The sequence below is a fragment of the Streptomyces sp. NBC_01214 genome (assembly GCF_026340975.1).
Taxonomy (GTDB): Bacteria; Actinomycetota; Actinomycetes; order Streptomycetales; family Streptomycetaceae; genus Streptomyces.
The window spans coordinates 1,342,311-1,368,403 of record NZ_JAPEOS010000002.1; the positions used below are offsets into that span (position 1 = coordinate 1,342,311).

Here is a 26,093-nt window from a genome sequence, read left to right on the forward strand (position 1 = left end):
CCTGCCCGCCGCGCCACGGACCACAGGGCCAGGTGGGGGGCCTGATCCCATTGGCGTCAGTTGTGCCCACCACCTTCATGGGCGAAACCGAACGCGAAAGGTAGAGTCCGGCGGCGTGCACCTCAAGTCCCTGACCCTGCGTGGCTTCAAATCCTTCGCGTCCGCCACCACCCTGCGCTTCGAGCCCGGAATCACCTGTGTCGTGGGCCCCAACGGCTCCGGCAAGTCCAATGTGGTGGACGCGCTGTCCTGGGTCATGGGCGAACAGGGGGCCAAGTCCCTGCGCGGCGGGAAGATGGAAGACGTCATCTTCGCCGGGACCACCGGGCGTCCGCCGCTCGGACGGGCGGAGGTGTCCCTGACGATCGACAACTCCGACGGCGCGCTGCCCATCGACTACGCCGAAGTCACCATCACCCGGATCATGTTCCGCGGCGGCAGCAGCGAGTACCAGATCAACGGCGACACCTGCCGCCTGCTCGACATCCAGGAACTGCTCTCCGACTCCGGCATCGGCCGCGAGATGCACGTCATCGTCGGGCAGGGCCAGCTGGACTCCGTACTGCACGCCGATCCCATGGGCCGCCGCGCCTTCATCGAGGAGGCGGCCGGTGTGCTCAAGCACCGCAAGCGCAAGGAGAAGGCGCTGCGGAAACTGGACGCGATGCAGGCCAACCTCGCGCGCGTGCAGGACTTGGGCGACGAGCTGCGGCGCCAGCTCAAGCCCCTGGGACGGCAGGCGGCGGTAGCCCGGCGCGCGGCCGTGATCCAGGCGGACCTGCGCGACGCGCGGCTGCGGCTGCTCGCCGACGACCTGGTCGTACTGCGGCGCGCCCTCGACGCGGAGATCGCGGACGAGGCGGCGCTCAAGGAGCGCAAGGAGGCCGCAGAGGCCCAGCTCGCGGGCGCCGTGCGGCGCGAGGCGGAGCTGGAGGAGGCGGTACGGGAGCTCGTACCGCGGTTGCAGCGGGCGCAGCAGACCTGGTACGAGCTGTCGCAGCTCGCCGAACGCGTCCGGGGGACCGCCTCCCTGGCGGACGCGCGGGTCAAGAGCGCCTCGGCTCCGGCCGAAGAGGAGAGGCGCGGCCGCGATCCCGAGGAGTTGGAGCGGGAGGCCGCGCGGATCCGCGAGCAGGAGGCGGAACTGACGGCGGCTCTGGAGGCGGCCTCGCGGGCGCTGGAGGACACGTCCGAGCACCGGGCGGAGCTGGAGCGGGCGCTGGCCGAGGAAGAACGCCGACTGCGGGACGCCGCGCGGGCCATCGCCGACCGGCGCGAGGGACTGGCCCGGCTGACCGGGCGGCTCGGCGCGGCCCGCTCCCGTGCGGGCGCGGCGCAGGCCGAGATCGACCGGCTCGTCGCGGCGCGGGACGCGGCGCAGTCCCGGGCCGCCGCCGCGCAGGAGGAGTACGAAGCGCTGGCCGAGGAGGTCGGCGGGCTCGACGACCCGTCGGCCGACAGGGACCACGAGAGCGCGCGGGAACGGCTGGCGCGGGCGGAGGCGGAACTGTCCGCCGCCCGGGAGGACCTGTCCGGGGCGGAGCGCTCGCGGGCGGCCGTCTCGGCGCGCCGGGACGCGCTGGCGCTGGGGCTGCGCCGCAAGGACGGTACGGGCGCACTGCTCGCGGCGCGGGAGCGGCTGGCCGGGCTGCTGGGACCGGCGGCGCAGCGGCTGTCGGTGGCCCCGGGGTACGAGGTCGCCGTGGCCGCCGCACTGGGCTCGGCCGCCGACGCGCTGGCGGTGGCTTCCCCGGGGGCGGCGGCGGAGGCGATCCGCCACCTCCGCGAGGCGGACGCGGGCCGCGCCACCCTGCTGATCGCCCCGGTGGCACCCGCCCTCCCGGGTCAGGCCGCGGTCGGACCCGCCGACATCGCCGGGGACGGACCTGCGGACGGCGTCGGGGCAGCCGGATCCGGGGGAGCGGTCCCCCACCCGGCCCCCTCCCGGGACGGAGATCTGCCCGCCCGCGCACCCGCACCGCACCTGTCGGCCAGCGTGGGTACGTCCGCCGCGGCGCCCGCTCCGGAGCCGCCCGCGGGCGGCGGACCGGCAGGCGCCCCCGTACCCGCTGCCGGGCTGGTCGGCGGGGACGCGCAGGTGCGGCGGGCCGTGGAGTGGGTGCTGCGGGACCACGTCGTGGTCGGAACCCTCGACGAGGCCGAGGCCCTGGTCGCGGAGCGGCCGGACGCGGTGGCCGTGACCCTCGACGGCGATGTGCTCGGGGCGCACCTCGCCCACGGTGGCTCCGCCGGGGCGCCCAGCCTGATCGAGGTGCAGGCGGCCGTCGACGAGGCCGCGGGCGAGCTGGCCAGGCTGGGGGTGCGGTGCGAGGAGCTCGCCGGGGCCCGGGCGGCCGCCGAGGCGCGCCGCCGGGACGCGGCCGCCCTGGTCGAGGAGCTCGCCGAGCGGCGGCGCGCCGCGGAAGCGGCCCGGGCCGGGGTCGCCCAGCAGCTCGGGCGGCTCGCCGGACAGGCGAAGGGCGCCGCGGGCGAGGCCGAACGCAGCGCTGCAGCCGCGGCCAGGGCCCAGGACGCCCTCGAGCAGGCGCTGGCCGAGGTGGAGGAGTGCGCCGAGCGGCTCGCGACCGCCGAGGAGATGCCGGTGGACGAGGAGCCGGACGGCTCCCGGCGGGACCGGCTCGCGGCCGACGGGGCCAACGCCCGGCAGACCGAGATGGAAGCCCGGCTGCAGCTGAGGACCCTTGAGGAGCGGGTCAAGGGGCTGGCCGGACGGGCGGATTCGCTCGACCGCGCGGCCCGTGCGGAACGCGAGGCCCGGACCCGCGCCGAGCGGCGCCGGGCCCGGCTGCGCCACGAGGCGGAGGTGGCCCGCGCAGTGGCCGACGGGTCCCGGCAGCTCCTCGCGCACGTGGAGGTGTCGCTCGGCAGGGCCGACGAGGAGCGGGTGGCGGCCGAACGGGCGAAGGGCCTCGCCGAGCGGGAGCTCGGCGAGGCGCGCAACCGCGGCCGGGAGCTGAAGGGGGAGCTGGACAAGCTCACCGACTCGGTCCACCGCGGCGAGGTGCTCGGAGCCGAACAGCGGCTGCGCATCGAGGCGCTGGAGGCCAAGTCGCTGGAGGAGTTCGGCATGGCGCCCGCCGGGCTGGTCGCGGAGTACGGCCCCGACCAGCCGGTGCCCCCGTCCCCGGCCGCCGAGGGCGAGGTGTTGCCGGAGGACCCGCAGGACCCGCGCAACCGGCCCGGCCCCTTCGTCCGGGCGCAGCAGGAGAAACGGCTCAAGGTCGCCGAGCGCGCCTACCAGCAGCTCGGCAAGGTCAACCCGCTCGCGCTGGAGGAGTTCGCGGCACTGGAGGAGCGCCACCAGTTCCTCAGCGAGCAGCTGGAGGATCTCCGGAAGACGAGGGCCGATCTCCTTCAAGTCGTGAAGGAGGTCGACCAGCGCGTCGAGCAGGTCTTCACCGAGGCCTACCGGGACACGGCCCGGGAGTTCGAGGGGGTGTTCTCGCGCCTGTTCCCCGGCGGCGAGGGCCGGCTGATCCTCACCGACCCCGACAACATGCTGACCACCGGCGTCGACGTGGAGGCCCGTCCGCCGGGCAAGAAGGTCAAGCGGCTGTCGCTGCTCTCCGGCGGCGAGCGCTCGCTGACCGCCGTGGCACTGCTGGTGTCCATCTTCAAGGCGCGCCCCAGCCCGTTCTACGTGATGGACGAGGTCGAGGCCGCGCTCGACGACACCAATCTGCAGCGGCTCATCCGGATCATGGAGGAGCTCCAGGAGAGCTCACAGCTGATCGTCATCACGCACCAGAAGCGGACGATGGAGGTCGCGGACGCGCTCTACGGCGTCTCGATGCAGGGGGACGGCGTCTCCAAGGTCATCAGTCAACGGCTCCGCTGAGCCCGTAGATTCAAGAAATGAATCCAAAGTCGGCAATCTTCCGGACACGTGAACTTCAAGCCAAGTATTGACTTCAGAAACTGAACGCATAGGCTCGCTCCGCTGTCTCCCGCCTTCGAGTGGTGCCCGATCTTGAACTGTGCGCCACTGTGAGGACGGACAAAACCCCCCACGGAGCACACCTTGACCAGCAGCACATCGCGGGCCTCGGCACCGGGCGGCGGATCGTCGCCGCACCCCGAGCACCTCGGCCACGTCATCTTCATCGCCGCGGCCGCGGCGATGGGCGGCTTCCTCTTCGGGTACGACAGTTCCGTCATCAACGGCGCCGTCGTCGCCATCCGCGAACGGTTCGACGTCGGGTCCGCGGCGCTCGCCCAGGTGATCGCCGCCGCACTGATCGGCTGCGCGTTCGGTGCCGCCACCGCGGGCCGCATCGCTGACCGGATCGGCCGAATCCGCTGCATGCAGATCGCCGCCGTCCTGTTCACCGCGAGCGCCCTGGGTTCGGCCCTCCCGTTCGCGTTGTGGGACCTCGCCATGTGGCGCGTGATCGGCGGCATCGGCATCGGCATGGCCTCCGTCATCGGCCCCGCCTACATCGCCGAGGTGTCCCCGGCCGCCTACCGCGGCCGCCTCGCCTCCTTCCAGCAGGCCGCCATCGTCATCGGCATCGCCGTCTCCCAGCTCGTGAACTGGGCCATCCTGAACCTCGCCGACGGGGACCAGCGCGGCAACATCGCCGGCCTGGAGGCCTGGCAGTGGATGCTGGGCGTCATGGTCGTCCCGGCCGCCCTCTACGGGCTGATGTCCTTCGTCATCCCGGAGTCCCCCCGCTTCCTGATCTCCGTCGGCCGCAACGACGAGGCCAGGAAGGTGCTGACCGAGGTCGAGGGTTCGAAGATCGACCTGGACGAACGGGTCGCCGAGATCGAGCACGCGATGCGCTCCGAGCACAAGTCCACCTTCAAGGACCTGCTCGGCGGCCGCTTCGGCTTCCTGCCCATCGTCTGGGTCGGTATCGGCCTCTCGCTCTTCCAGCAGCTCGTCGGCATCAACGTGATCTTCTACTACAGCTCCTCGCTGTGGCAGTCGGTCGGCATCGACCCGAGCGCCTCGTTCCTGTACTCCTTCGAGACCTCGGTCGTGAACATCATCGGCACGGTGATCGCGATGATCTTCGTCGACCGGATCGGCCGCAAGCCGCTCGCCCTCATCGGCTCCGTCGGCATGTCGATCTCGCTGGGCCTGGCCGCCTGGGCCTTCAGTTACAAGTCCGGGGTCGGCGACGACATCTCCCTGCCGCACGCCCAGGGCATCGTGGCCCTGATCGCCGCCAACTGCTTCGTCCTCTTCTTCGCCCTCTCCTGGGGCGTGGTCGTCTGGGTGCTGCTCGGCGAGATGTTCCCGGGCCGCATCCGGGCCGCCGCCCTCGGCGTGGCCGCCGCCGCCCAGTGGATCGCCAACTGGGTCATCACCGTCAGCTTCCCGACGCTCTCGGACTGGAACCTGTCCGGCGCGTACATGATCTACACCGGCTTCGCCCTGCTCTCGATCCCGTTCATCCTCAAGTGGGTGCCGGAGACCAAGGGCAAGGCGCTGGAGGAGATGGGGTAACCACCCCCGCCAACGCCCCTTCTCCTCGATACTGCCCCGGCTCAGTCCTTGAGCCGGGGCAGTACCTGTTCGCAGAGCAGGTGCAGGCTCCGCCAGCCCTCGTCCAGCGGCATCCCGCCGCACAGCGGGTGCAGGACCAGGTTCCCCGCCTCGCCCGCGGCCCGGCCGTACGCGACCGCCTCGTCCGGGGTGAGGATGCGGTACACGCCCTCCGCGCGCAGCTCCGCCACCGAGCGCGCGGTCGACCGTACGGCGCTGCGGATGTCCTTGGACTGCCAGGACGCGTACGTGCCCGCCTCGTGCAGGAAGCGCTCGCCGTGCTCGGCCCAGACCCGGTCCGGGTCCTCCGCGACGTGCAGCAGCGGGGTCTCGGCCGCCGGCATCATGCAGAAGCCCTCCGTGCCGTACTCCGCCAGCCGCGCGGTGTAGTACGCCTCCAGCTCCGGCAGGTGCGCGCTGGGGAAGAAGGGCAGCCCCAGCCGGGCGGCGCGGCGGGCCGCGGCCTCGGAGCTGCCGCCGACCAGCAGCAGCGGGTGCGGCCGGGTGAACGGCGTCGGGGTGACCCGTACCGTGCGGCCGCGGAACTCGAAGGGCTCACCGGTCCATGCCTTCAGCAGGGTCTCCAGCAGCTCGTCCTGGAGCCTGCCGCGCCGGCCCCACTCCACGCCGTGCTGCTCGTACTCCGCGGGCCGGTAGCCGATGCCCGCGACCGTCACCAGGCGGCCCCCGCTCAAGAGGTCGAGGACGGCGATGTCCTCGGCGACCTTCAGCGGGTCGTACAGCGGGCCGATGATCGCCGAGACGGTGACCGCGATCCGGCGGGTCGCGCCGAAGACCGCGCCCGCGAAGGCGAAGGGGGAGGGCAGCCAGTTGTTGTCGGTGCCGTGGTGCTCCTCGGTCTGGACGGTGTCGATCCCGCGGTCGTCCGCGTACCGGGCCATCTCCAGCGCCGCCTTGTAGCGGGCGGAGAGGGACTCGGGGGTGCCGTTCGGGTCGACGAGATTGAACCGGGCCACGGTGATGGGCATGGAGGAGTACCCCTTCGCCGGATGTGGGTGGGCGGGCGCAGGGGGACGTTAGCTGACGTTGCGTCAGTTGGACAGGGATCCGGCGGGCTCGCGCTCCCCGGCCGCAGCCGGCTCCACCGGCTCCACCGGCGCCGTGCGCGGCAGTACGGCGTACAGCGCGGCCGAGGTGAGGATCCCCGCCGCCCAGCCCAGGCCGTTCTCTCCGATCCAGGTGGAGGCGAGCGGTCCGGCGAACCAGTCCACCTTGGTGAACAACAGGCCCACGACGAGCGCGAGGGCCCAAGCGGTCATCGCCTGCCAGGCGAAGCCGCCCTTGTACCAGTAGGCGCTGGTCCGCGTGGTGTCCAGCAGGGCGGGGCCGTCGTAGGTCGTGCGGTGCAGCATGTCCACGCCGAAGACGCCGATCCATGCGGAGAACGCCACGGCCAGCAGGGTCAGGAAGGAGATGAACGAGCCGAAGAAGCTGGTGGCAACCACCATCAGCAGGAACCCGAAGACCAGGCTGATGATCGCGTTGACGCTGACGGCGGCGGCCCGCGGGACCTTGATGCCCAGGGTCTGCGCGGTGAACCCGGCCGAGTACATCGACATCGAGTTGATCAGCAGCATGCCGACGAGTGCGATGAGCAGGTACGGGACCGCGATCCAGGTCGGGAGCAGCTCGCCGATGAAGGACACCGGGTCCTGGGCCGTGGCCAGGTCCGGCGTGCCGACGGCCATCACCGCGCCCATCAGGACCATCGGGAGCACGACCACGCCGGCGCCGCCGATCGTCGCGCCGACCATGCCCTTGGAGGAGGCGGTGCGCGGCAGGTAGCGGGTGAAGTCGGGGCCCGAGGGCACCCAGCTGATGCCGCCGGCCGCGATCGTACCGATGCCCGCGATCATCATCGCGCTGGAGCCGGCCGGCTTGTCGAAGACGGCGGACCAGTCGGTCGTGAAGACCAGGTACCCGAGGACGAGCACGCTGAACGCGCCGAAGAGGTACGTAGACCACGTGGAGCAGACGCGCAGGGCGTTGATGCCGAGGCCCGAGACCACGAAGGTGCAGCCCACGAAGAACAGCAGGGTGACGACGATGAGCGGGGTGCTGCTGCGGACCCCGAACAGCAGGTCGAGCACGGTCAGTACGGCGTAGGCGCCGCTGACCGCGTTGATGGTCTCCCAGCCCCAGCGGGCCACCCAGATCAAGGCGCCCGGGAAGAGGTTGCCGCGCTGCCCGAACACCGCCCGCGACAGGGCCATGCCCGGGGCGCCGCCGCGCTTGCCCGCGATGGATATCAGGCCGACGATCCCGTACGAGACGACCGGTGCGGCCACCGCGACGACGAGCACCTGCCAGATGTTGAGCTCGTTGAAGATCACCAGCCCCGCACCCATGGTCAGCAGCAGCACGCTGATGTTGGCGGCGACCCAGGTGGGTACGAGCTCGCGGACCCGTCCGCCGCGCTCGCTGTCCGGGACGGGTTCCAGGCCGCGGGTCTCGATCGCGGTTTCGGCAGCGCCGTCGGCGGGCTCGGCAGGCATGCGATTGCTCCGTTGGGGAGGGTATGAGGGGAAGTCGTTCATCATCATGGATTTGCTGCTAAAACCACAAACCGCGGCTTACGTCCCGGTCCGCACGCCCGGGTTCCCGGCTCCGGGGCGGCGGTGTCCGATACTGGTGGGGTTATGGACATCCTCATCCTTGCTGTAGTCATCGCCCTGGTCGCGGTCGGTGTGATCAGCGGGCTCGTGGTCAGCAGCCGCAAGAAGAAGCAGCTGCCGCCGCCGGCACCGCCGAGCACGCCGACCATCACTGCCCCGCCTGCCGAGCCGCAGGTGGGGGAGGACGCCGTAGAGACGGCGGAAGAGCCGCGCCGCACGATCGAGGAGGTCGGACTCCCGGAGGCCGCAGCTCCCGCCCCGGCGCCGGTAGCCGAACCCGTGCCCGCGGCCCCGGCCGCGCCCGAGATCGAGGTGCCCGAGCCCACCGCCGGGCGCCTGGTCCGGCTGCGCGCCCGCCTGGCCCGGTCGCAGAACTCCCTCGGCAAGGGGCTGCTCACGCTGCTCTCCCGGGAGCACCTCGACGAGGACACCTGGGAGGAGATCGAGGAGACCCTCCTCGTCGCCGACGTCGGTGTCGTGCCGACCCAGGAGCTCGTGGACCGGCTCCGCGAGCGGGTCAAGGTGCTCGGCACCCGGACCCCGGCGGACCTGCGCGCCCTGCTCAAGGAGGAGCTGCTGACCCTGGTCGGCACCGACTTCGACCGCGTCGTGAAGACGGAGAGCGGCGAGGACACCCCCGGTGTGATCATGGTCGTCGGCGTCAACGGCACCGGCAAGACCACCACCACCGGCAAGCTGGCCCGGGTGCTCGTCGCCGACGGCCGCAGCGTGGTGCTCGGCGCGGCCGACACCTTCCGCGCCGCCGCCGCCGACCAGCTCCAGACCTGGGGCGAGCGCGTCGGCGCCCGTACCGTACGCGGCCCCGAGGGCGGCGACCCGGCCTCGATCGCCTACGACGCGGTCAAGGAGGGCATCGCCGAGGGCGCCGACGTGGTACTCATCGACACCGCGGGCCGCCTGCACACCAAGACCGGCCTGATGGACGAGCTCGGCAAGGTCAAGCGCGTCGTGGAGAAGCACGGCCCGCTGGACGAGATCCTGCTGGTCCTGGACGCCACCACCGGGCAGAACGGCCTGACCCAGGCCCGTGTCTTCGCCGAGGTCGTGGACATCACCGGCATCGTGCTGACCAAGCTCGACGGCACGGCCAAGGGCGGCATCGTCGTCGCCGTCCAGCGCGAACTGGGCGTACCGGTGAAGCTCATCGGCCTCGGTGAGGGTCCGGACGACCTGGCGCCCTTCGAGCCGGAGGCGTTCGTGGACGCCCTGATCGGCGACTGACCGCCGTCCCGCACGGACACCGGTGCCCCCGCGTTCCACCGGAACGCGGGGGCACCGTCACGTGCGGCTCCGGCGTACCTCCGGAACGCGACTACCGCCGGAAGCGGTGGCAGATGTACGCGAGGGTCCCCAGCAGGAGCCTGGCCTGTGGCGGGCCGCCGGCGGAGTCGAGCGCTGGCGGCCGCAGCCAGCCGACCTGACCGAGCCCGGCGCGGTCCGAGGGCGGGGCCGTCACGAACGCGCCGTGACCCAGGGCCCGCAGGTCGAGGTCGGCGTCGTCCCAGCCCATCCGGTACAGCAACTGCGGCAGTTCGGCAGCCGCTCCCGGGGCCACGAAGAACTGCGTCCGACCGTCGGCGGTGGCGATGACCGGGCCGAGCGGCAGGCCCATCCGCTCCAGCCGCACCAGCGCGCGCCGCCCGGCCTCCTCGGAGACCTCGATGACGTCGAAGGCGCGGCCCACGGGGAGCAGCACGGCGGCGCCCGGGTACTCGCTCCAGGCCTCGGTGACCTCGTCCAGGGTGGCCCCGGCCGGGACCGTGGGGGCGAAGGCCAGGGGATGGGCCCCGGGTTCGGGGCACGTCCTGTCCCCGCAGGAGCAGTCGCGGGCGGGGGCCGCAGCGCGGGCGCCGGGGACCACGTCCCACCCCCACAGTCCGGTGTACTCCGCCACCGCCGTGCACTCCGAGGTCCGGCCGCGGCGCCGGGTGCCGGAGCGGAACTCCTTGGTGCTGCGGCTGCCGCCGATCGTGAAGCCCATGCCCATGCCCCCTCCAACGGGTCGGACGTGCCGGTGGTTACGAAGCCGGTGCGACGACCTCGACGGGACCTTCGCCGGCCGTCCCGCCGCGGGGTGTCCTCCGATGCCGCCCGGCGCACTCCTCGCCGCGCGCGCCCCGAGCGCACTCCAGTCCAACCGATCCGCTTTCACCTCGGTGTCAAGTGAATCGCGCCTGGCCGGTGGCTAGTTCATTCGAAGGGGTGGCGAATGGTGGCGTTTCTGGAATCAACCTCGCCGCAGGGGTGATCGTAGGATTACTTTCGGTAGGCGAAACCTGAAGGCGACCCATCCGTGGGTATGCCGGAGGCAATATGTGAAGGACCTGTGAAGGTCCGTGGCGGCGCCCGGCGCCCCGGCCAAGGTTTCGTGTGGAAGATGCTGAGCGGATGGGGGCGTTCCAGTGAGCGGCAACGGCGCAAGCGGAACGATCGAGGATGCTGCTGCGCGCAACGAACAGCTGACCTCGTGGTTCGTCCGCAGCGGCTGGTCCAAGGGCGAACTCGCCCGGCAAGTCAACCGTCGGGCGCGCCAGATGGGCGCCCACCACATCAGCACGGACACCTCCCGGGTGCGTCGCTGGCTCGACGGTGAACAGCCCCGCGAACCCGTCCCGCGCATCCTGTCCGAGCTGTTCTCCGAGCGCTTCGGCTCCGTCGTCGCCATCGAGCAGCTCGGCCTGCGCACCGCCCACCAGACCCCCTCCGTCTCCGGGGTCGACCTGCCCTGGGCCGGCCCGCAGACCGTCGAACTGCTCGGCGAGTTCTCCCGCAGCGACCTGATGCTGGCGCGCCGCGGCTTCCTCGGGACCTCGCTCGCCCTCTCCGCCGGCCCCGCCCTCATCGAGCCCATGCAGCGCTGGCTCGTCCCGGTACCGGCCGCCGACCCGGGACCGCGCGGGGCGGGGCCGACGGGGGCCCTCGGCGGCCACCGCCCGCCCCGGCTCTCCGAACCGGAACTCGACCTCCTCGACGCCACCACCGTCATGTTCCGCCAGTGGGACGCCCAGTGCGGCGGGGGACTGCGCCGCAAGGCCGTCGTGGGCCAGCTCCACGAGGTCACCGACCTGCTCCAGGAGAACCATCCGGCGCCGGTCATGAAGCGGCTCTTCAAGGTCGCCGCCGAACTGGCCGAACTGGCCGGCTGGATGAGCTACGACATCGGCCTGCACCCCACCGCGCAGAAGTACTTCGTGCTCGCGCTGCACGCCGCCAAGGAGGGCGGAGATAAGCCGCTCGGCTCGTACATCCTCTCCAGCATGAGCCGTCAGATGATCCACCTGGGGCGCCCCGAGGACGCCCTGGAACTCATCCACCTCGCGCAGTACGGCAGCCGCGACTGCGCCGGCCCGCGCACCCAGGCCATGCTGTATGCGATGGAGGCCCGCGCGTACGCCAACATGGGCCAGCCCAGCCGGTGCAAGCGGGCCGTGCGGATGGCCGAGGACACCTTCTCCGACGTCGGCTTCGCGGGCGAGCCCGAACCCGACTGGATCCGCTTCTTCTCCGAGGCGGAGCTGAACGGCGAGAACTCCCACTCGTACCGGGACCTGGCCTACGTGGCCGGGCGCAGCCCCATGTACGCCTCCCTCGCCGAGCCCGTCATGGAACGGGCCGTCGAGCTCTTCGAGAAGGACGAGGAGCACCAGCGCTCCTACGCCCTCAACCTCATCGGCATGGCCACCGTGCACCTGCTCCAGCGCGAGCCCGAGCAGGCCGCGGCCCTCGTCGACCGCGCGCTCGACGTGGCGGGAAGGGTGCGGTCCGAACGGGTGAACACCCGCCTGCGCAAGACCGTAGACACCGCCGCCCGTGAGTACGGCGACGTCGCCGAGGTGGTCCGGCTCACCGACCACCTGGCTTCCCGGCTCCCCGAAGCCGCGGAGGCCGTCTGACGGCCCCCCGGCCACCCCCGAGGCCCCGGCCGCGGCAGTCACCCCGTGAAGCCCGATCAGGCTCCCCCAGCCAGGACATCCGGGTACTGCCGCGGCCGGCTTTCGTGATCCACCTGTTCATTGACGCGTAACACGCCCGCCCTCTTCGTCACGGGCGCGAAACACCGAGCGGCGCCGCCGGAAACCGGCCTGCGCGAATCTCGGGGTCATTAACCGGCCAGCCTCCCCAGCCCGGCCGGACACCCCTTTTACGCCGCTCAGGTTTTCACGATCGCCCGCACGCGAACGTACCGACGACGAGGAGACGCCGATGGCATCAGCCATCACGACCCTCGCGGCAGACGCCCCGACGCTGTCTGCCGCGAACACCGGGTTCATGCTCATCTGCTCCGCCCTGGTCATGCTGATGACCCCGGGACTCGCCTTCTTCTACGGAGGCATGGTCCGCGTCAAGAGCAGCCTCAACATGCTGATGATGAGCTTCATCAGCCTCGGGATCGTCACGATCCTGTGGGTCCTCTACGGCTTCAGCCTCGCCTTCGGCACCGACTCCGGCTCCCTCATCGGCTGGAACTCCGACTACGTCGGCCTCAGCGGCATCGGGATTACCGAGCTGTGGGACGGCTACACCATCCCGGTCTACGTCTTCGCCGTCTTCCAACTGATGTTCGCCGTGATCACCCCCGCCCTGATCAGCGGTGCGCTGGCCGACCGCGTGAAGTTCGGCGCCTGGGTCCTGTTCACCGCGCTGTGGGTCACCGTCGTCTACTTCCCCGTCGCCCACTGGGTCTGGGGCGCCGGCGGCTGGCTCTTCGAGCTCGGCGTCATTGACTTCGCGGGCGGCACCGCCGTCCACATCAACGCCGGCGCCGCCGCCCTCGGCGTGATCCTCGTCATCGGCAAGCGCGTCGGCTTCAAGAAGGACCCGATGCGCCCGCACAGCCTCCCCCTCGTGATGCTCGGCGCCGGCCTCCTGTGGTTCGGCTGGTTCGGCTTCAACGCGGGCTCCTGGCTCGGCAACGACGACGGCGTCGGCGCGGTCATGTTCGTCAACACCCAGGTCGCCACCGCCGCCGCCATGCTCGCCTGGCTCGGTTACGAGAAGCTGCGCCACGGCTCCTTCACCACCCTGGGCGCCGCCTCCGGCGCGGTCGCCGGCCTCGTCGCCATCACCCCCTCGGGCGGTGCGGTCAGCCCGCTCGGCGCGATCGCCATCGGTGTCATCGCCGGTCTGCTCTGCGCCATGGCCGTCGGCCTCAAGTACAAGTTCGGCTACGACGACTCCCTCGACGTGATCGGCGTCCACCTCGTCGGCGGCGTGGTCGGCTCCCTGCTCGTCGGCCTCTTCGCCACCGGCGGGGTCCAGTCCGACGTGGCCGGCCTCTTCTACGGCGGCGGTCTGGAACAGCTCGGCAAGCAGGCCATCGGAGTCTTCGCCGTCCTCGCCTACTCTCTGGTGGCATCGGCGCTCCTCGCCCTCCTCCTCGACAAGACGATCGGGATGCGGGTGTCCGAGGACGACGAGGTCGCCGGTATCGACCAGGTCGAGCACGCCGAGACGGCCTACGACTTCAGCGGAGCCGGCGGCGGAGCCGCCTCGCGGAGCACCGCCGCACCCGCCCCCTCCGCCGCGACCAAGAAGGTTGACGCATGAAGCTGATCACCGCGATCGTCAAGCCGCACAAGCTGGACGAGATCAAGGAAGCCCTCCAGGCCTTCGGAGTGCAGGGCCTGACCGTCACCGAGGCCAGCGGCTACGGCCGCCAGCGCGGCCACACCGAGGTCTACCGCGGTGCCGAGTACCAGGTCGACCTCGTCCCCAAGATCCGCATCGAGGTACTGGTCGACGACTCCGACGCCGAGGAACTGATCCGGGTGATCGTGAGCGCGGCGGCCACCGGAAAGATCGGTGACGGCAAGGTGTGGAGCGTCCCCGTGGACTCGGTCGTACGGGTCCGCACCGGCGAGCGCGGCGCTGACGCGCTCTAGGTGACGGGAGCTCCCGGGTGACGAGCGTCGAAGAGAACACGGACCACACGGCCGACCCGGGAGCCAGCGGATACGCCGCGGCCCGGCTGCGACTCCTCCAGGAGGAGTCGCAGTCCGGGCCTTCGCGCCGTTCCGCCCTGGCCGGGCTGACCGACACATGGCTGAACGACCTGTTCACGACCGCCGTACGGGAGACGGGCGTCCGCGGCGCCACGCTGGTGGCCGTCGGCGGCTACGGACGCGCCGAACTCTCCCCGCGCAGCGACCTCGACCTGGTGCTGCTGCACGACGGCAAGGCCGAGCCGCGGGCGCTGGGCGCGCTGGCCGACCGCATCTGGTATCCGGTCTGGGACCTCGGCCTCGCCCTCGACCACTCGGTACGGACCCCCGGCGAGGCCCGCCGGACCGCTGCCGAGGACCTCAAGGTGCACCTCGGCCTGCTGGACGCCCGCACCGTCGCCGGTGACGCCGGACTCCTCGCCGGCCTGCGCACCTCCGTACTGGCCGACTGGCGCAACCAGGCGGCCGAGAGGCTCCCTGAACTGGACGCCCTGTGCCGCGAGCGGGCTGAGCGGGCCGGGGAACTGCGCTTCCTGCTCGAACCCGACCTCAAGGAGGCCCGCGGGGGCCTGCGCGACGTCACCGCGCTGCGGGCGGTCGCCGCGTCCTGGCTGGCCGACGCCCCGCGCGAGGGCCTCGCCGAGGCCCGGCGGCGGCTCCTGGACGCCCGGGACGCCCTGCACCTGGTCACCGGCCGGGCCACCGACCGGCTCTCCCTCCAGGAACAGGACCAGGTCGCGGCCCAGCTCGGACTCCTCGACGCGGACGCGCTGCTGCGCGAGGTGTACGAGGCCGCGCGCGTCGTCGCCTACGCCGCGGACGTGACCTGGCGGGAGGTCGGACGGGTCCTGCGGGCGCGCGCCGCCCGGCCCAGGCTGCGCGGACTGCTCGGCACCCGCGGGGACCGGGCGGCCGCGCGGGCCCCCCTGGCCGAGGGCGTGGTGGAGTCCGACGGCGAGGCCGTACTGGCCCTGGCCGCGCGCCCCGACCGCGATCCCGTACTCGCCCTGCGGTTCGCCGCGGCCGCCGCGCAGGCGGGCCTGCCCGTCTCCCTGCACGCCGTACGCAGGCTCGCGGCGCAGGGGAAACCGCTCCCGGTGCCCTGGCCGGCCGAGGCCCGCGAGCAGCTGTTGACCCTGCTGGGCGCGGGGGAGCCGACGGTGGCCGTGTGGGAGGCCCTGGAGGCCGAGGGCCTCATCACCCGGCTGCTCCCGGACTGGGAGCGGGTGCGCTGTCGCCCCCAGCGCAATCCCGTCCACACCTGGACGGTGGACCGGCACCTGATCGAGACGGCGGTGCGGGCCTCCGCCCTCACCCGCCGGGTCGGCCGCCCCGACCTGCTGTTGATGGCCGCGCTCCTGCACGACATCGGCAAGGGCTGGCCGGGAGACCACTCGGTGGCGGGGGAGACCATCGCCCGCGACGTCGCCGCCCGCGTCGGCTTCGACCCGCACGACGTCGTCGTGCTCGGGGCGCTCGTACGGCACCACCTGCTGCTGATCGACACCGCCACCCGGCGCGACCTGGACGACCCGGCCACGGTCCGCACGGTCGCCGACGCCGTGGGCTCGGTGGGCACGCTGGAAATACTGCACGCCCTGACCGAGGCGGACGCCCTGGCCACCGGGCCGGCGGCGTGGAGCGCGTGGCGGGGATCGCTCGTGGCGGACCTCGTCGCGCGGGTCGCCGCCGTACTGCGCGGCACGGCCCCGGTGGCCGGAGAGCCGGAGATCGCGACCACCGAACAGGAACGCCTGGCGGTGGAGGCCCTGCGCACCGGGGAGCCGGTCCTGGCGCTCCAGGCCCGTCAGGAGGACGACGCGGTCGGCGTGGACCTCGTCGTCGCCGTCCCCGACCAGCCAGGGGTCCTCCCGGCGGTGGCCGGGGTCCTGGCCCTGCACCGGCTCACCGTACGGGCGGCCGACCTGCGCTCCATGGAGCTCCCGGACCGGCTGGGCGAGGTCCTGGTGCTGCGCTGGCGGGTGGCGGCGGAGTACGGCGCGCTGCCGCAGGCCGCCCGGCTCCGTACCGACCTGGTCCGCGCGCTGGACGGCTCGCTGGACGTCCCGGCGAAGCTGGCGGACCGCGAGGCGGCCTATCCGCGCCGGCGCGGGGTGGTCCCGCCGCCGCCCCGGGTCACGGTGGTCCCGGACGTGTCCTCCCTGGCCACGGTCCTGGAGGTGCGCGCGCCGGACGCGGTGGGCCTGCTCCACCGGATCGGCCGGGCACTGGAGTCCCGGGGCGTCCGGGTCCGCAGCGCACACGTCTCCACCCTGGGCGCGAACGCGGTGGACACGCTGTACGTGACCACCCCCGAGGGCAAGCCCCTCGACCCCGCGGAGGCAGCGGCCCTGGCCGGCCTGGTGGCTGCCGCCCTGTCGTAGTGCGGGCGGCCGCTGCGCGGAGCGTTCCCCCACCCACCCCTCCGCCGTTCCCCGGGGCTCGGCCCCGCGCCCCGCGCCTCAAACGCCGGCGGGGCTGGAATTTGCTGCGCACATCCAGCCCGCCCGGCGTTTGGGGGCCGGGGTCCGGGGCGGAGCCCCGGTCTTGCAAGCCGCACGCGGGTACAGGGCCGGGCGAAATCCAGCCTCCCCGGCGTTTGAGGGGCGGGGTGCGGGGGGCGGAGCCCCGGGGAAAGGTGACCACAGGGCCGGATGGGCGGCGGGGGCGGATACCCTGGGGGACGACCACAACGCCCCCGACCCGAGGAATCGCGACCACCGTGTTCGATACGCTCTCCGACCGCTTGGCGAATACCTTCAAGGGGCTGCGCGGCAAAGGCCGGCTGTCCGAGGCTGACATCGACGCAGCGGCCCGGGAAATCCGTATCGCTCTCCTCGAGGCCGACGTCGCCCTGCCCGTCGTCCGCTCCTTCATCGCGAACGTCAAGGAACGCGCGCGCGGTGAAGAGGTCAGCAAGGCCCTGAACCCGGGCCAGCAGGTCCTGAAGATCGTCAACGACGAGCTCGTCACCATCCTCGGCGGCGAGACCCGGCGGCTGCGCTTCGCCAAGACCGCCCCCACCGTGATCATGCTGGCCGGTCTCCAGGGTGCCGGTAAGACCACCCTCGCCGGAAAGCTCGGTCTCTGGCTGAAGGGGCAGGGCCACGCCCCGCTGCTGGTCGCGTGCGACCTCCAGCGCCCCAACGCCGTCAACCAGCTGAGCGTCGTCGCCGAGCGCGCCGGCGTGGCCGTGTACGCGCCCCAGCCGGGCAACGGCGTCGGCGACCCGGTCCAGGTCGCGAAGGACTCCGTCGAGTACGCGCGGACCAAGCAGTACGACATCGTCATCGTCGACACCGCCGGCCGCCTCGGCATCGACGCCGAGCTGATGCAGCAGGCCGCGGACATCCGCGACGCCGTCAGCCCCGACGAGATCCTCTTCGTCGTCGACGCCATGATCGGCCAGGACGCGGTCAACACCGCCGAGGCCTTCCGCGACGGCGTCGGCTTCGACGGCGTCGTGCTCTCCAAGCTCGACGGTGACGCCCGAGGCGGTGCCGCGCTCTCCATCGCGCACGTCACCGGCAAGCAGATCATGTTCGCCTCGAACGGCGAGAAGCTCGACGAGTTCGACGCCTTCCACCCCGACCGCATGGCGGGCCGGATCCTCGACATGGGTGACATGCTCACCCTCATCGAGCAGGCCGAGAAGACCTTCTCGCAGGCCGAGGCCGAGAAGATGGCGGCCAAGCTCGCCAAGGGCCCCAAGGAGTTCACGCTCGACGACTTCCTGGCCCAGATGGAGCAGGTCCGCAAAATGGGCTCCATCTCCAAGCTGCTCGGCATGCTGCCCGGCATGGGTCAGATCAAGGACCAGATCAACAACATCGACGAGCGTGACGTCGACCGCACCGCCGCGATCATCAAGTCGATGACCCCGGCCGAGCGCCACGACCCGACGATCATCAACGGCTCGCGCCGTGCCCGTATCGCCAAGGGCTCCGGCACCGAGGTCAGCGCGGTCAAGTCGCTGGTCGAGCGGTTCTTCGACGCCCGCAAGATGATGTCCCGCATGGCCCAGGGCGGCGGCATGCCGGGCATGCCGGGCATGCCCGGGATGGGTGGCGGCCCCGGCCGGCAGAAGAAGCAGGTCAAGCAGGCCAAGGGCAAGCGCAAGAGCGGCAACCCGATGAAGCGCAAGGAAGAGGAGGCCGCAGCCGCGGCCCGCCGGGAGCAGGGCCCGCAGGCGATCGAGCCCGCGGCCGCCGGCAACCCCTTCGGCCTGCCGGCGGGCGGCCAGGACGGCGGGGACTTCGACCTTCCGGACGAGTTCAAGAAGTTCATGAAGTAGCACCCGCGCACGTGGGTGAGGAGGGCCCCGGCCGTGTTCGCACGGTCGGGGCCCTCCTGTTTCTCCGCCGGGGCGACGGTCCGATTTATCCCTTATGGTCGGCCGGGAGGATGGCAGAAGGAGGCGCCCCGTGCCCAGCCCCACCCCCGTACCTCCCCGCGACAGGGCCGACACCCCCTGGCGGTCGGAAGGCGCACCGCCCGCCGCTCCGCCCAAGCGGAGGATGCCCGGCGGCTGGCGGGGGCTGATCCTCACCGCGCTGATCGTCTACCTGCTGGCCAACCTCGTGCTGTCCTTCTTCAACGAGGGGGACGAGCCGACCATCTCGTACACCGAGTTCAGCAAGCAGGTCGCCGCGGGCAACGTCGAGAAGATCTACTCCAAGGGCGATGCCATCCAGGGCGAGCTCAAGGCCAAGCAGCCGCTGCCCGACGGCGACAAGGGCGACTACACGAAGTTCGTCACCCAGCGCCCCGCCTTCGCCGACGACGCGCTGTGGGCCGAGCTCACCAAGCAGAACGTGACCGTCACGGCTTCCCCGGTCGTCGTGCAGCGCAGCTTCCTCGCGAACCTGCTGCTCTCCCTCGCCCCGATGCTGCTGCTGGTCCTCCTGTGGGTGGTCATCGCCCGCCGGATGGGTTCCGGGATGGGCGGCGCGGGCGCGCTGGGCCGCAAGGCCCCGCCCAAGCCGGTCGAGCTGGAGACGGGCGCCCGCCGCACCACCTTCGAGGACGTGGCGGGCATCGACGAGGTCGAGGGGGAGCTCAACGACGTCGTCGACTTCCTCAAGAACCCGCAGGCGTACCGGAAGATGGGCGCCCGGATGCCCGGCGGAGTCCTGCTCTCCGGCCCGCCCGGTACCGGCAAGACCCTGCTGGCGCGCGCGGTCGCGGGCGAGGCCGGGGTGCCCTTCTTCTCCGCCTCCGCCTCCGAGTTCATCGAAATGATCGTCGGGGTCGGCGCCTCCCGGGTGCGCGAACTGTTCACCGAGGCGCGCAAGGTGGCCCCGGCGATCATCTTCATCGACGAGATCGACACCATCGGACGGGCCCGCGGCGGCGGCACTGCCATGGGCGGCCACGACGAACGCGAACAGACCCTCAACCAGATCCTCACCGAAATGGACGGCTTCTCCGGCTCGGAGGGCGTGATCGTCCTCGCGGCCACCAACCGCGCGGACGTGCTCGACCCCGCCCTCACCCGCCCCGGCCGCTTCGACCGCATGGTGGTCGTCTCCCCGCCCGACCGGGCCGGCCGCGAGGCCATCCTGCGCATCCACACCCGGGACATCCCGCTCGCCGAGGGCGTCGACCTGGCACACGTGGCCCGTACCACCCCCGGGATGACCGGAGCGGACCTAGCCAACCTGGCGAACGAGGCCGCGCTGCTGGCCGTCAAACGCCAGCAGACCCAGGTGACCCGGGCGGACCTGTCGGACGCCCTGGAGAAGGTCCAGCTCGGCGCCGAGAGGTCGCTGATCATGCCGGAGGAGGAGCGCCGCCGCACCGCCTACCACGAGAGCGGCCACGCCCTGCTGGGCATGCTCCAGCCGGGCGCCGACCCGGTCCGCAAGATCACGATCGTGCCCCGCGGCCGCGCGCTGGGCGTCACCCTCTCGACCCCGGACGCGGACCGGTACGCCTACACCGAGCCGTACCTGCGCGGCCGCATCATCGGCGCGCTCGGCGGCATGGCGGCCGAGCACGTCGTCTACGACGTCATCACCACCGGCGCCGAGAACGACCTGGAGCAGGTGACCGCCATCGTCCGCGGCATGGTCGGCCGCTGGGGCATGAGCGAGCGGATCGGCCGCCTCACCGCGATCCCCTCCGACGGGCAGGGCCCCTACGGACTCTCGGCCGCCCCCGCCACCCTCGACGCGGTCGACCACGAGATGCGGCGCATCGTGGACGAGTGCTACCTGGAGGCCTGCCGCCTGCTGCGCGAGCACCGCCCGCAGCTGGACGCCCTCGCGCAGGCCCTCCTCGCCAACGAGACCCTGGACGAACCGGCCGCCTACGCCGCCGCGGGGATCGCACGGCTGACGAAGGGGCACGGCACCGACTGAGGCGCGGCCGTCAGTCCACCCGGGCGATCACGTACCGGAAGATGTTCGGCAGCCACACGGCGCCGTCGGACCGCTCGAACGGGTGAAGCGCCTCGGCCAGTTCCTTCTCCGCGAGCACGGGATCGGCCGTGCCGTCGGCGGCGTCGGCGGCGTCGTAGAGCCCCGTCGACAGCAGTCCGCGCACCGCGCTGTCCACGTCCGCGTACCCGAACGGGCAGAACACCCGCCCGGAACCGTCCGGTCGCAGCCCGGCCCGCTCCACCAGCGCGTCCAGGTCCCGCGGCGCGGGCCCGCCGCCGAGGACCGAGGGCACCGTGCAGCGCTCCGCGGGCCCCCAGTCCGCCAGGACCACCGCTCCGCCGCGGCGGACCGCGGGCAGGGCCGCGTCCAGGGCTGCGGGGGCCGGGGAGAAGGCGAGCAGGGCGTCGTACGGGCGGGGCGGGGCCGGCGGCTCCGGTGGAGCCGCCAGGACCTCCAGCAGCCGCTCGCGGGCCAGCGCCCGCCGGGCCGGGTCCGCCTCCACGCCCGTGGCCACGGCTCCCCGCCCGGCCGCCAGCAGCAGGGGCAGCCCGGCTCCGCAGTCCAGGTCGAGCAGCCGGTCGCCCGGCCCGACCTCCAGCCGGTCGTAGACCGCCTCGTACAGCGGTACGAGCATCCGTTCCTGGATCTCCGCCCAGTCCCGGGCGACGAGCGTGGCCGTCGGCGTCGGTGTCATCGAAAGAGCGCTCCTGATTCCGTGTCGCCCCCTTGCCCCCGTTGCCAGAGAACTCCCCATTCGCCCCGACGTCCAGAGGAGCGCGCCACCCGATTCACGCATCGTGTGCCGGGCGCCGTACGATTCGCGGCATGGCAAAGGCACCCGTTCTCACCCCGCAGGCGGAGGATTTCCCCCGCTGGTACCAGGATCTGATCAACAAGGCCGAGCTGGCCGACAACGGTCCGGTCCGAGGCACCATGGTCATCCGACCGTACGGCTACGGCCTGTGGGAGCGGATGCAGCAGGAGATGGACGCGCGCATCAAGGACGCGGGCGCCCAGAACGCGTACTTCCCGCTGTTCATCCCGCAGTCGTACCTGACGAAGGAAGCCGAGCACGTCGAGGGCTTCGCCCCCGAGCTCGCGGTCGTCACGCACGGCGGCGGCAAGGAGCTGGAAGAGCCGGTCGTCGTCCGGCCCACGTCCGAGACGATCATCAACGACTACTTCTCCAAGTGGGTCCAGAGCTACCGCGACCTGCCCCTGCTGATCAACCAGTGGGCCAACGTGGTCCGCTGGGAGATGCGCCCGCGCGTGTTCCTCCGTACGAGCGAGTTCCTCTGGCAGGAGGGCCACACCGCCCACGCCACGTACGAGGACGCCCGCGACTACGCGGCCCGCATCCACACGGACGTCTACGGCGACTTCATGACGAACGTGCTCGGCATCGACGTCGTGCTCGGCCGCAAGACCGCCAAGGAGCGCTTCGCCGGCGCCATCAACACCCTCACCCTCGAGGGCATGATGGGCGACGGCAAGGCCCTGCAGCTGGGCACGAGCCACGAGCTCGGCACCAACTTCGCCAAGGCCTTCAACACCCAGTACCTGTCGAAGGAAGGCAAGCAGGAGCTCGTCTGGCAGACCTCGTGGGGCGTCTCGACCCGCATGGTCGGCGGCCTGATCATGTCCCACGGCGACGACAACGGCCTGCGGGTCCCGCCCCGCCTCGCGCACGTCCAGGTCGTCGTCATGGCGATCAAGGGCGACGAGGCCGTGGCCAAGGTCCGTGAGCTGGGTGCCCAGCTGAAGGCCGCCGGCCTGCGGGTGCAGGTCGACGACCGCGTCGACACCCCCTTCGGCCGCCGCGCCGTGGACTGGGAGCTCAAGGGCGTACCGGTCCGCATCGAGATCGGCCCCCGTGACCTGGAGGCCGGCACCGCGATGCTCGCCCGCCGGATCCCGGGCGGGAAGACCCCCGTGCAGATCGACGCCCTCGCCGACCTGCTGCCCAAGGTGCTGGACGAGGACCAGGCGCAGCTGCTGCGCGAGTCCCGCGAGCGCCGCCTGGCCCGCACGTCCGACGTCACGACGATCGGCGAGGCCGCCGAGGCCGCCGTCGCCGGTGGCTGGGCGCGGATCCCGTGGGCGGACCTCGGTCCGGAGGGCGAGGCGAAGCTGGCCGAGCAGGCCGTCTCCGTGCGCTGCCTGATCGCCGAGGACGGGTCGGTCCCGGAGGCGGACGACGCCCCCGGTACGCTCGCGATCGTCGCGCGCTCGTACTGACCGGGCCGACCGGCTCTCCCGTGCCCCGGCGTGCGGCTCGTGCCGCGCGCCGGGGCCGGTTCGCATCGGCCGACCGGGAGGATTTGGTCGACGTTACGTACCGACTCCTCCTGAGATCGGCGCACCCGTCCTCGTCAGGACGCATCAGAGTGAACTGACTGGTACGTGCAAAAAATTTGGAATGGCCCGGAATCGGAACACCCGGGCACCTCGGCTCGTTGTCACGACGTGAGCACGACACCACCTGTTCTCGCCGCAGAGCTGGCGCAGGCGTGGGCCGATATTCAGCGGTACCACCCCGAGCTGCCTGACCTTGCCGCGCCCGAGTCCCTGATCGGAGAGTCGTCGTCCGCCTGTGGCGCCGAGCTCTCCTTCGAGCGACTGCTGCACGAGGCAGTCCACGGCATCGCCGCCGCCCGCGGTGTCCGCGACACTTCGCGCGCCGGCCGCTACCACAACCGCAGATTCCTCGCGATCGCCGAGGAGATGGGGCTGGACCACTCCGAGGAGCCGCACGCGAGCAGTGGCTTCTCCCTGGTCACGCTCAATCCGGAGGCGAAGCGGCGCTACCGTCCCACCATCGAGCGGCTACAGCGCGCGCTGAAGGCGCACACGGCCGCCACCGCGGCGGACACCAAGCGCAGCTTCCGTGGACCGGCCGCCCGGCACGGCTCCTCCGGTGGCGGCGTGCGCGTCAAGGCCGTCTGTGACTGCGGGCGCAACGTCCGGGTGGTCCCTTCCGTGCTGGCCCAAGCGCCGATCGTGTGCGGTGGCTGCATGAAGCCCTTCCGCATCCCCGACGTGGCCATCGCGGTGGCCTCCTGACCGCCCTCTCCGTCGGCGCCGGGGTCACCGCCCCGCCGCGAGGCGGGCGCCGGGCCACCGCCCCCACCGGGGCGGCCGCCGACGGCGCACGCACGGGGCCCGTACCGCCGTACCGCCGGCGGGCACCGGTCCTACCCGCCCGGCTGAGCGCGCCGCAGGCGTATGGCACAATGGCTAGCTGTACTCGACAGTCGCATAGGACCCCTCTCTCCTCCGGCTGACGCGTCCATCGGGCACCCGAGTACCGCAACCCCACGTGGCATCTCATGTGCCCAACCACGTCAAGTTCAGGAGACACCACTCCAGTGGCAGTCAAGATCAAGCTCAAGCGCCTCGGCAAGATTCGCCAGCCGCACTACCGCATCGTCGTCGCCGACGCCCGCACCCGCCGGGACGGTCGCGCGATCGAAGAGATCGGTATCTACCACCCGACCTACAACCCGTCGCGCATCGAGGTCAACGCCGAGCGTGCGCAGTACTGGCTGTCCGTCGGCGCCCAGCCCACCGAGGCTGTGCTCGCCATCCTGAAGCTGACCGGTGACTGGCAGGCCCACAAGGGTCTCCCCGCCCCCGCGCCGCTCCTGCAGCCGGCGACGAAGGAGAGCAAGCGTCGCTCCTTCGACGAGTTCGCCAAGGCCCTCGAGGGCATCGGCGAGGGCAAGGGCGAGGCCATCACGCAGAAGAAGAAGGCCGACAAGAAGGCGGACGAGGCTGACGCCGCCGCCGAGTCGACCGAGGCCTGAGCATGCTCGAGGAGGCTCTTGAGCACCTCGTAAAGGGCATTGTGGACAACCCCGACGAAGTGCAGGTCGCCTCGCGCAACCTGCGCCGCGGGCAGGTGCTCGAGGTCCGGGTCCACCCCGACGACCTCGGCAAGGTGATCGGCCGCAACGGCCGCACCGCACGTGCTCTGCGTACCGTCGTGGGCGCCATCGGCGGCCGGGGGATCCGCGTCGACCTCGTCGACGTGGACCAGGTCCGCTGAGCAGTTGATTCACCGGCACGGGCCGGGGAGGGCGTAGTTCGCCCGCCCCGGCCCGTGTCGTTTCTGCCCCCGGGCAGGAGCGACCATTGATGTGAGCAACCACGCCGCAGTAAGGGAAGAGCACAGTGGAGTTGGTAGTCGCGCGGATCGGCCGCGCCCACGGCATCAAGGGTGAGGTCACCGTCGAGGTGCGCACCGACGAGCCGGAACTGCGACTGAGTCCCGGCGCCGTGCTCAAGACGGAGCCCGCGACGGCGGGACCGCTGACGATCGAGACGGGCCGCGTGCACAGCGGGCGGCTGCTGCTCCGCTTCGCGGGCGTCAAGGACCGCACCGGAGCCGAGTCGCTGCGCAACATCCTCCTGATCGCCGAGGTGGACCCCTCCGAGCTGCCGGAGGAGGAGGACGAGTACTACGACCACCAGCTGATGGACCTGGACGTGGTGCTGGAGGACGGCACCGAGATCGGCCGGATCACCGAGATCTCTCACCTGCCCTCCCAGGACCTCTTCATCGTCGAGCGGCCGGACGGCTCCGAGGTGATGATCCCCTTCGTGGAGGAGATCGTCGCTGAGATCGACCTGGAGGAGCAGCGCTGCGTCATCACCCCGCCGCCCGGGCTGATCGACGAGCGTGACGCCGTCATCGTCTCGACCAGGGACGAGGACGCCGCGGATTCCGGGGACGACGCCTGATGCGACTCGACGTCGTCACGATCTTCCCCGAGTACCTGGAGCCGCTGAACGTCTCCCTCGTCGGCAAGGCGCGCGCCCGCGGGCAGCTCGACGTACACGTGCACGACCTGCGGGAGTGGACGTACGACCGGCACAACACGGTGGACGACACCCCGTACGGCGGCGGTCCCGGCATGGTCATGAAGACCGGGCCGTGGGGCGAGGCTCTGGACTCCGCGCTGGCCGACGGCTACGAGGCGGGCGCGCACGGTCCCGTCATGGTCGTTCCCACCCCCAGTGGTCGCCCCTTCACCCAGGAACTGGCCGTCGAACTCTCCGAGCGGCCGTGGCTGATCTTCACGCCGGCCCGGTACGAGGGCATCGACCGCCGGGTCATGGACGAGTACGCCACGCGCATGCCGGTGTACGAGGTCTCCATCGGCGACTACGTCCTGGCGGGCGGCGAGGCCGCCGTGCTGGTGGTCACCGAGGCCGTGGCCCGGCTGCTGCCCGGGGTGCTCGGCAACGCCGAATCGCACCGCGACGACTCCTTCGCGCCGGGCGAGATGGCGAACCTCCTGGAGGGGCCCGTCTACACCAAGCCCCCGGTGTGGCGCGGCCGGGACATCCCCGAGGTCCTGCTCAGCGGACACCACGGGAAGATCGCCCGGTGGCGTCGGGACGAGGCCTTCCGCCGGACCGCGCAGAACCGCCCCGACCTGATCGAGCGCTGCGAGGCCGCCGGCTTCGACAAGAAGGACCGGGAGATCCTCTCGGTCCTGGGCTGGCAGCCGACCGCCGACGGCCGATTTTGGCGCAGGGCCCGGGCCGTGGAAGAATAGGCGGCTGCTGTGTGCTCGCGGGCGCCCCTGCC

At 72.0% G+C, this 26,093-nt stretch carries 19 protein-coding genes; 15 read left to right on the forward strand and 4 right to left on the reverse strand.

Going from position 1 to position 26,093, the window contains the following annotated elements:
• Window positions 1-115: 115 nt before the first annotated feature.
• Both OG594_RS31115 and OG594_RS31120 read left to right on the forward strand, forming a co-directional pair.
• Window positions 116-3,859, forward strand: a complete 3,744-nt coding sequence (locus OG594_RS31115) for an AAA family ATPase (protein WP_266605375.1) — start codon at window positions 116-118, stop codon at window positions 3,857-3,859.
• Window positions 3,860-4,042: 183 nt separating this feature from the next.
• On the forward strand, window positions 4,043-5,476 hold the full coding sequence (locus OG594_RS31120) for a sugar porter family MFS transporter (RefSeq protein ID WP_266605377.1): 1,434 nt from the start codon (window positions 4,043-4,045) through the stop codon (window positions 5,474-5,476).
• A gap of 41 nt (window positions 5,477-5,517) precedes the next feature.
• Here OG594_RS31120 and OG594_RS31125 read toward each other — a convergent pair whose 3' ends face one another.
• Together OG594_RS31125 and OG594_RS31130 are read right to left on the reverse strand one after the other, a co-directional pair.
• A complete protein-coding gene (locus OG594_RS31125) occupies window positions 5,518-6,504 on the reverse strand; it encodes an LLM class flavin-dependent oxidoreductase (protein WP_266605379.1) in 987 nt (328 codons plus the stop codon).
• Window positions 6,505-6,567: 63 nt separating this feature from the next.
• On the reverse strand, window positions 6,568-8,031 hold the full coding sequence (locus OG594_RS31130; RefSeq protein WP_266605381.1) for a cytosine permease: 1,464 nt from the start codon (window positions 8,029-8,031) through the stop codon (window positions 6,568-6,570).
• 144 nt (window positions 8,032-8,175) lie between these two features.
• On the opposite strand from OG594_RS31130, the gene ftsY reads away from it, so the two are divergent.
• The gene (gene ftsY / locus OG594_RS31135; RefSeq protein ID WP_266605383.1) at window positions 8,176-9,393 is read left to right on the forward strand and encodes a signal recognition particle-docking protein FtsY; all 1,218 of its coding nucleotides are present in this window, start codon (window positions 8,176-8,178) and stop codon (window positions 9,391-9,393) included.
• A gap of 91 nt (window positions 9,394-9,484) precedes the next feature.
• Here ftsY and OG594_RS31140 read toward each other — a convergent pair whose 3' ends face one another.
• Entirely contained in the window at window positions 9,485-10,153 is a 669-nt protein-coding gene (locus tag OG594_RS31140) for a bifunctional DNA primase/polymerase (RefSeq protein WP_266605385.1), read from the reverse strand.
• 478 nt (window positions 10,154-10,631) lie between these two features.
• Between OG594_RS31140 and OG594_RS31145 the strand changes: the two genes are divergently transcribed.
• The 6 genes from OG594_RS31145 (at window position 10,632) to ftsH (ending at window position 20,476) form a co-directional block, all read left to right on the forward strand.
• Entirely contained in the window at window positions 10,632-12,065 is a 1,434-nt protein-coding gene (locus OG594_RS31145; protein WP_323185402.1) for a hypothetical protein, read from the forward strand.
• A gap of 310 nt (window positions 12,066-12,375) precedes the next feature.
• On the forward strand, window positions 12,376-13,719 hold the full coding sequence (locus OG594_RS31150; RefSeq protein ID WP_266605389.1) for an ammonium transporter: 1,344 nt from the start codon (window positions 12,376-12,378) through the stop codon (window positions 13,717-13,719).
• The gene (locus OG594_RS31155) at window positions 13,716-14,054 is read left to right on the forward strand and encodes a P-II family nitrogen regulator (protein ID WP_030009357.1); all 339 of its coding nucleotides are present in this window, start codon (window positions 13,716-13,718) and stop codon (window positions 14,052-14,054) included. The genes OG594_RS31150 and OG594_RS31155 overlap by 4 nt, the downstream gene beginning before the upstream one ends.
• A 17-nt stretch (window positions 14,055-14,071) precedes the next feature.
• A complete protein-coding gene (locus OG594_RS31160; RefSeq protein WP_266605391.1) occupies window positions 14,072-16,498 on the forward strand; it encodes a [protein-PII] uridylyltransferase in 2,427 nt (808 codons plus the stop codon).
• Window positions 16,499-16,836: 338 nt separating this feature from the next.
• Window positions 16,837-18,408 carry a signal recognition particle protein gene (gene ffh / locus OG594_RS31165; RefSeq protein WP_266605393.1) on the forward strand — a complete coding sequence of 524 codons (1,572 nt, stop codon included), beginning with the start codon at window positions 16,837-16,839 and terminating at the stop codon, window positions 18,406-18,408.
• A gap of 130 nt (window positions 18,409-18,538) precedes the next feature.
• A complete protein-coding gene (ftsH, locus tag OG594_RS31170) occupies window positions 18,539-20,476 on the forward strand; it encodes an ATP-dependent zinc metalloprotease FtsH (RefSeq protein WP_266605395.1) in 1,938 nt (645 codons plus the stop codon).
• Window positions 20,477-20,486: 10 nt separating this feature from the next.
• Here ftsH and OG594_RS31175 read toward each other — a convergent pair whose 3' ends face one another.
• Window positions 20,487-21,191: a cyclopropane-fatty-acyl-phospholipid synthase family protein gene (locus OG594_RS31175; protein ID WP_266605397.1), complete on the reverse strand. Its 705-nt coding sequence runs from the start codon at window positions 21,189-21,191 to the stop codon at window positions 20,487-20,489.
• A gap of 131 nt (window positions 21,192-21,322) precedes the next feature.
• Here OG594_RS31175 and proS point away from each other — a divergent pair, with 131 nt between their 5' ends.
• From proS to trmD, 6 genes are all read left to right on the forward strand, one after another.
• Entirely contained in the window at window positions 21,323-22,735 is a 1,413-nt protein-coding gene (gene proS, locus OG594_RS31180; protein WP_266605399.1) for a proline--tRNA ligase, read from the forward strand.
• A gap of 228 nt (window positions 22,736-22,963) precedes the next feature.
• A complete protein-coding gene (locus OG594_RS31185; RefSeq protein ID WP_266605401.1) occupies window positions 22,964-23,560 on the forward strand; it encodes a hypothetical protein in 597 nt (198 codons plus the stop codon).
• A 305-nt stretch (window positions 23,561-23,865) separates the two neighbouring features.
• Window positions 23,866-24,303 carry a 30S ribosomal protein S16 gene (gene rpsP, locus OG594_RS31190; RefSeq protein ID WP_266605403.1) on the forward strand — a complete coding sequence of 146 codons (438 nt, stop codon included), beginning with the start codon at window positions 23,866-23,868 and terminating at the stop codon, window positions 24,301-24,303.
• Between the two features lie 2 nt (window positions 24,304-24,305).
• On the forward strand, window positions 24,306-24,545 hold the full coding sequence (locus tag OG594_RS31195; RefSeq protein ID WP_030011889.1) for an RNA-binding protein: 240 nt from the start codon (window positions 24,306-24,308) through the stop codon (window positions 24,543-24,545).
• Between the two features lie 125 nt (window positions 24,546-24,670).
• Complete coding sequence (gene rimM / locus OG594_RS31200; protein WP_266605406.1) at window positions 24,671-25,240, forward strand: ribosome maturation factor RimM; 570 nt, start codon at window positions 24,671-24,673, stop codon at window positions 25,238-25,240.
• Window positions 25,240-26,061, forward strand: coding sequence for a tRNA (guanosine(37)-N1)-methyltransferase TrmD (trmD, locus tag OG594_RS31205; RefSeq protein WP_266605408.1), 822 nt, complete (start codon window positions 25,240-25,242; stop codon window positions 26,059-26,061). The genes rimM and trmD overlap by 1 nt, the downstream gene beginning before the upstream one ends.
• Window positions 26,062-26,093 lie beyond the last annotated feature (32 nt).

Bases quoted from the DNA above. Each gene is read 5' to 3' on its own strand.
- OG594_RS31140 (WP_266605385.1), bottom strand. From the start codon at position 10,153: ATGGGCTTCACGATCGGCGGCAGCCGCAGCACCAAGGAGTTCCGCTCC.
- OG594_RS31155 (WP_030009357.1), top strand. From the start codon at position 13,716: ATGAAGCTGATCACCGCGATCGTCAAGCCGCACAAGCTGGACGAGATC.
- OG594_RS31130 (WP_266605381.1), bottom strand. From the start codon at position 8,031: ATGCCTGCCGAGCCCGCCGACGGCGCTGCCGAAACCGCGATCGAGACC.
- OG594_RS31175 (WP_266605397.1), bottom strand. From the start codon at position 21,191: ATGACACCGACGCCGACGGCCACGCTCGTCGCCCGGGACTGGGCGGAG.
- trmD (WP_266605408.1), top strand. From the start codon at position 25,240: ATGCGACTCGACGTCGTCACGATCTTCCCCGAGTACCTGGAGCCGCTG.
- proS (WP_266605399.1), top strand. From the start codon at position 21,323: ATGGCAAAGGCACCCGTTCTCACCCCGCAGGCGGAGGATTTCCCCCGC.
- OG594_RS31150 (WP_266605389.1), top strand. From the start codon at position 12,376: ATGGCATCAGCCATCACGACCCTCGCGGCAGACGCCCCGACGCTGTCT.
- OG594_RS31125 (WP_266605379.1), bottom strand. From the start codon at position 6,504: ATGCCCATCACCGTGGCCCGGTTCAATCTCGTCGACCCGAACGGCACC.
- ftsY (WP_266605383.1), top strand. From the start codon at position 8,176: ATGGACATCCTCATCCTTGCTGTAGTCATCGCCCTGGTCGCGGTCGGT.
- OG594_RS31195 (WP_030011889.1), top strand. From the start codon at position 24,306: ATGCTCGAGGAGGCTCTTGAGCACCTCGTAAAGGGCATTGTGGACAAC.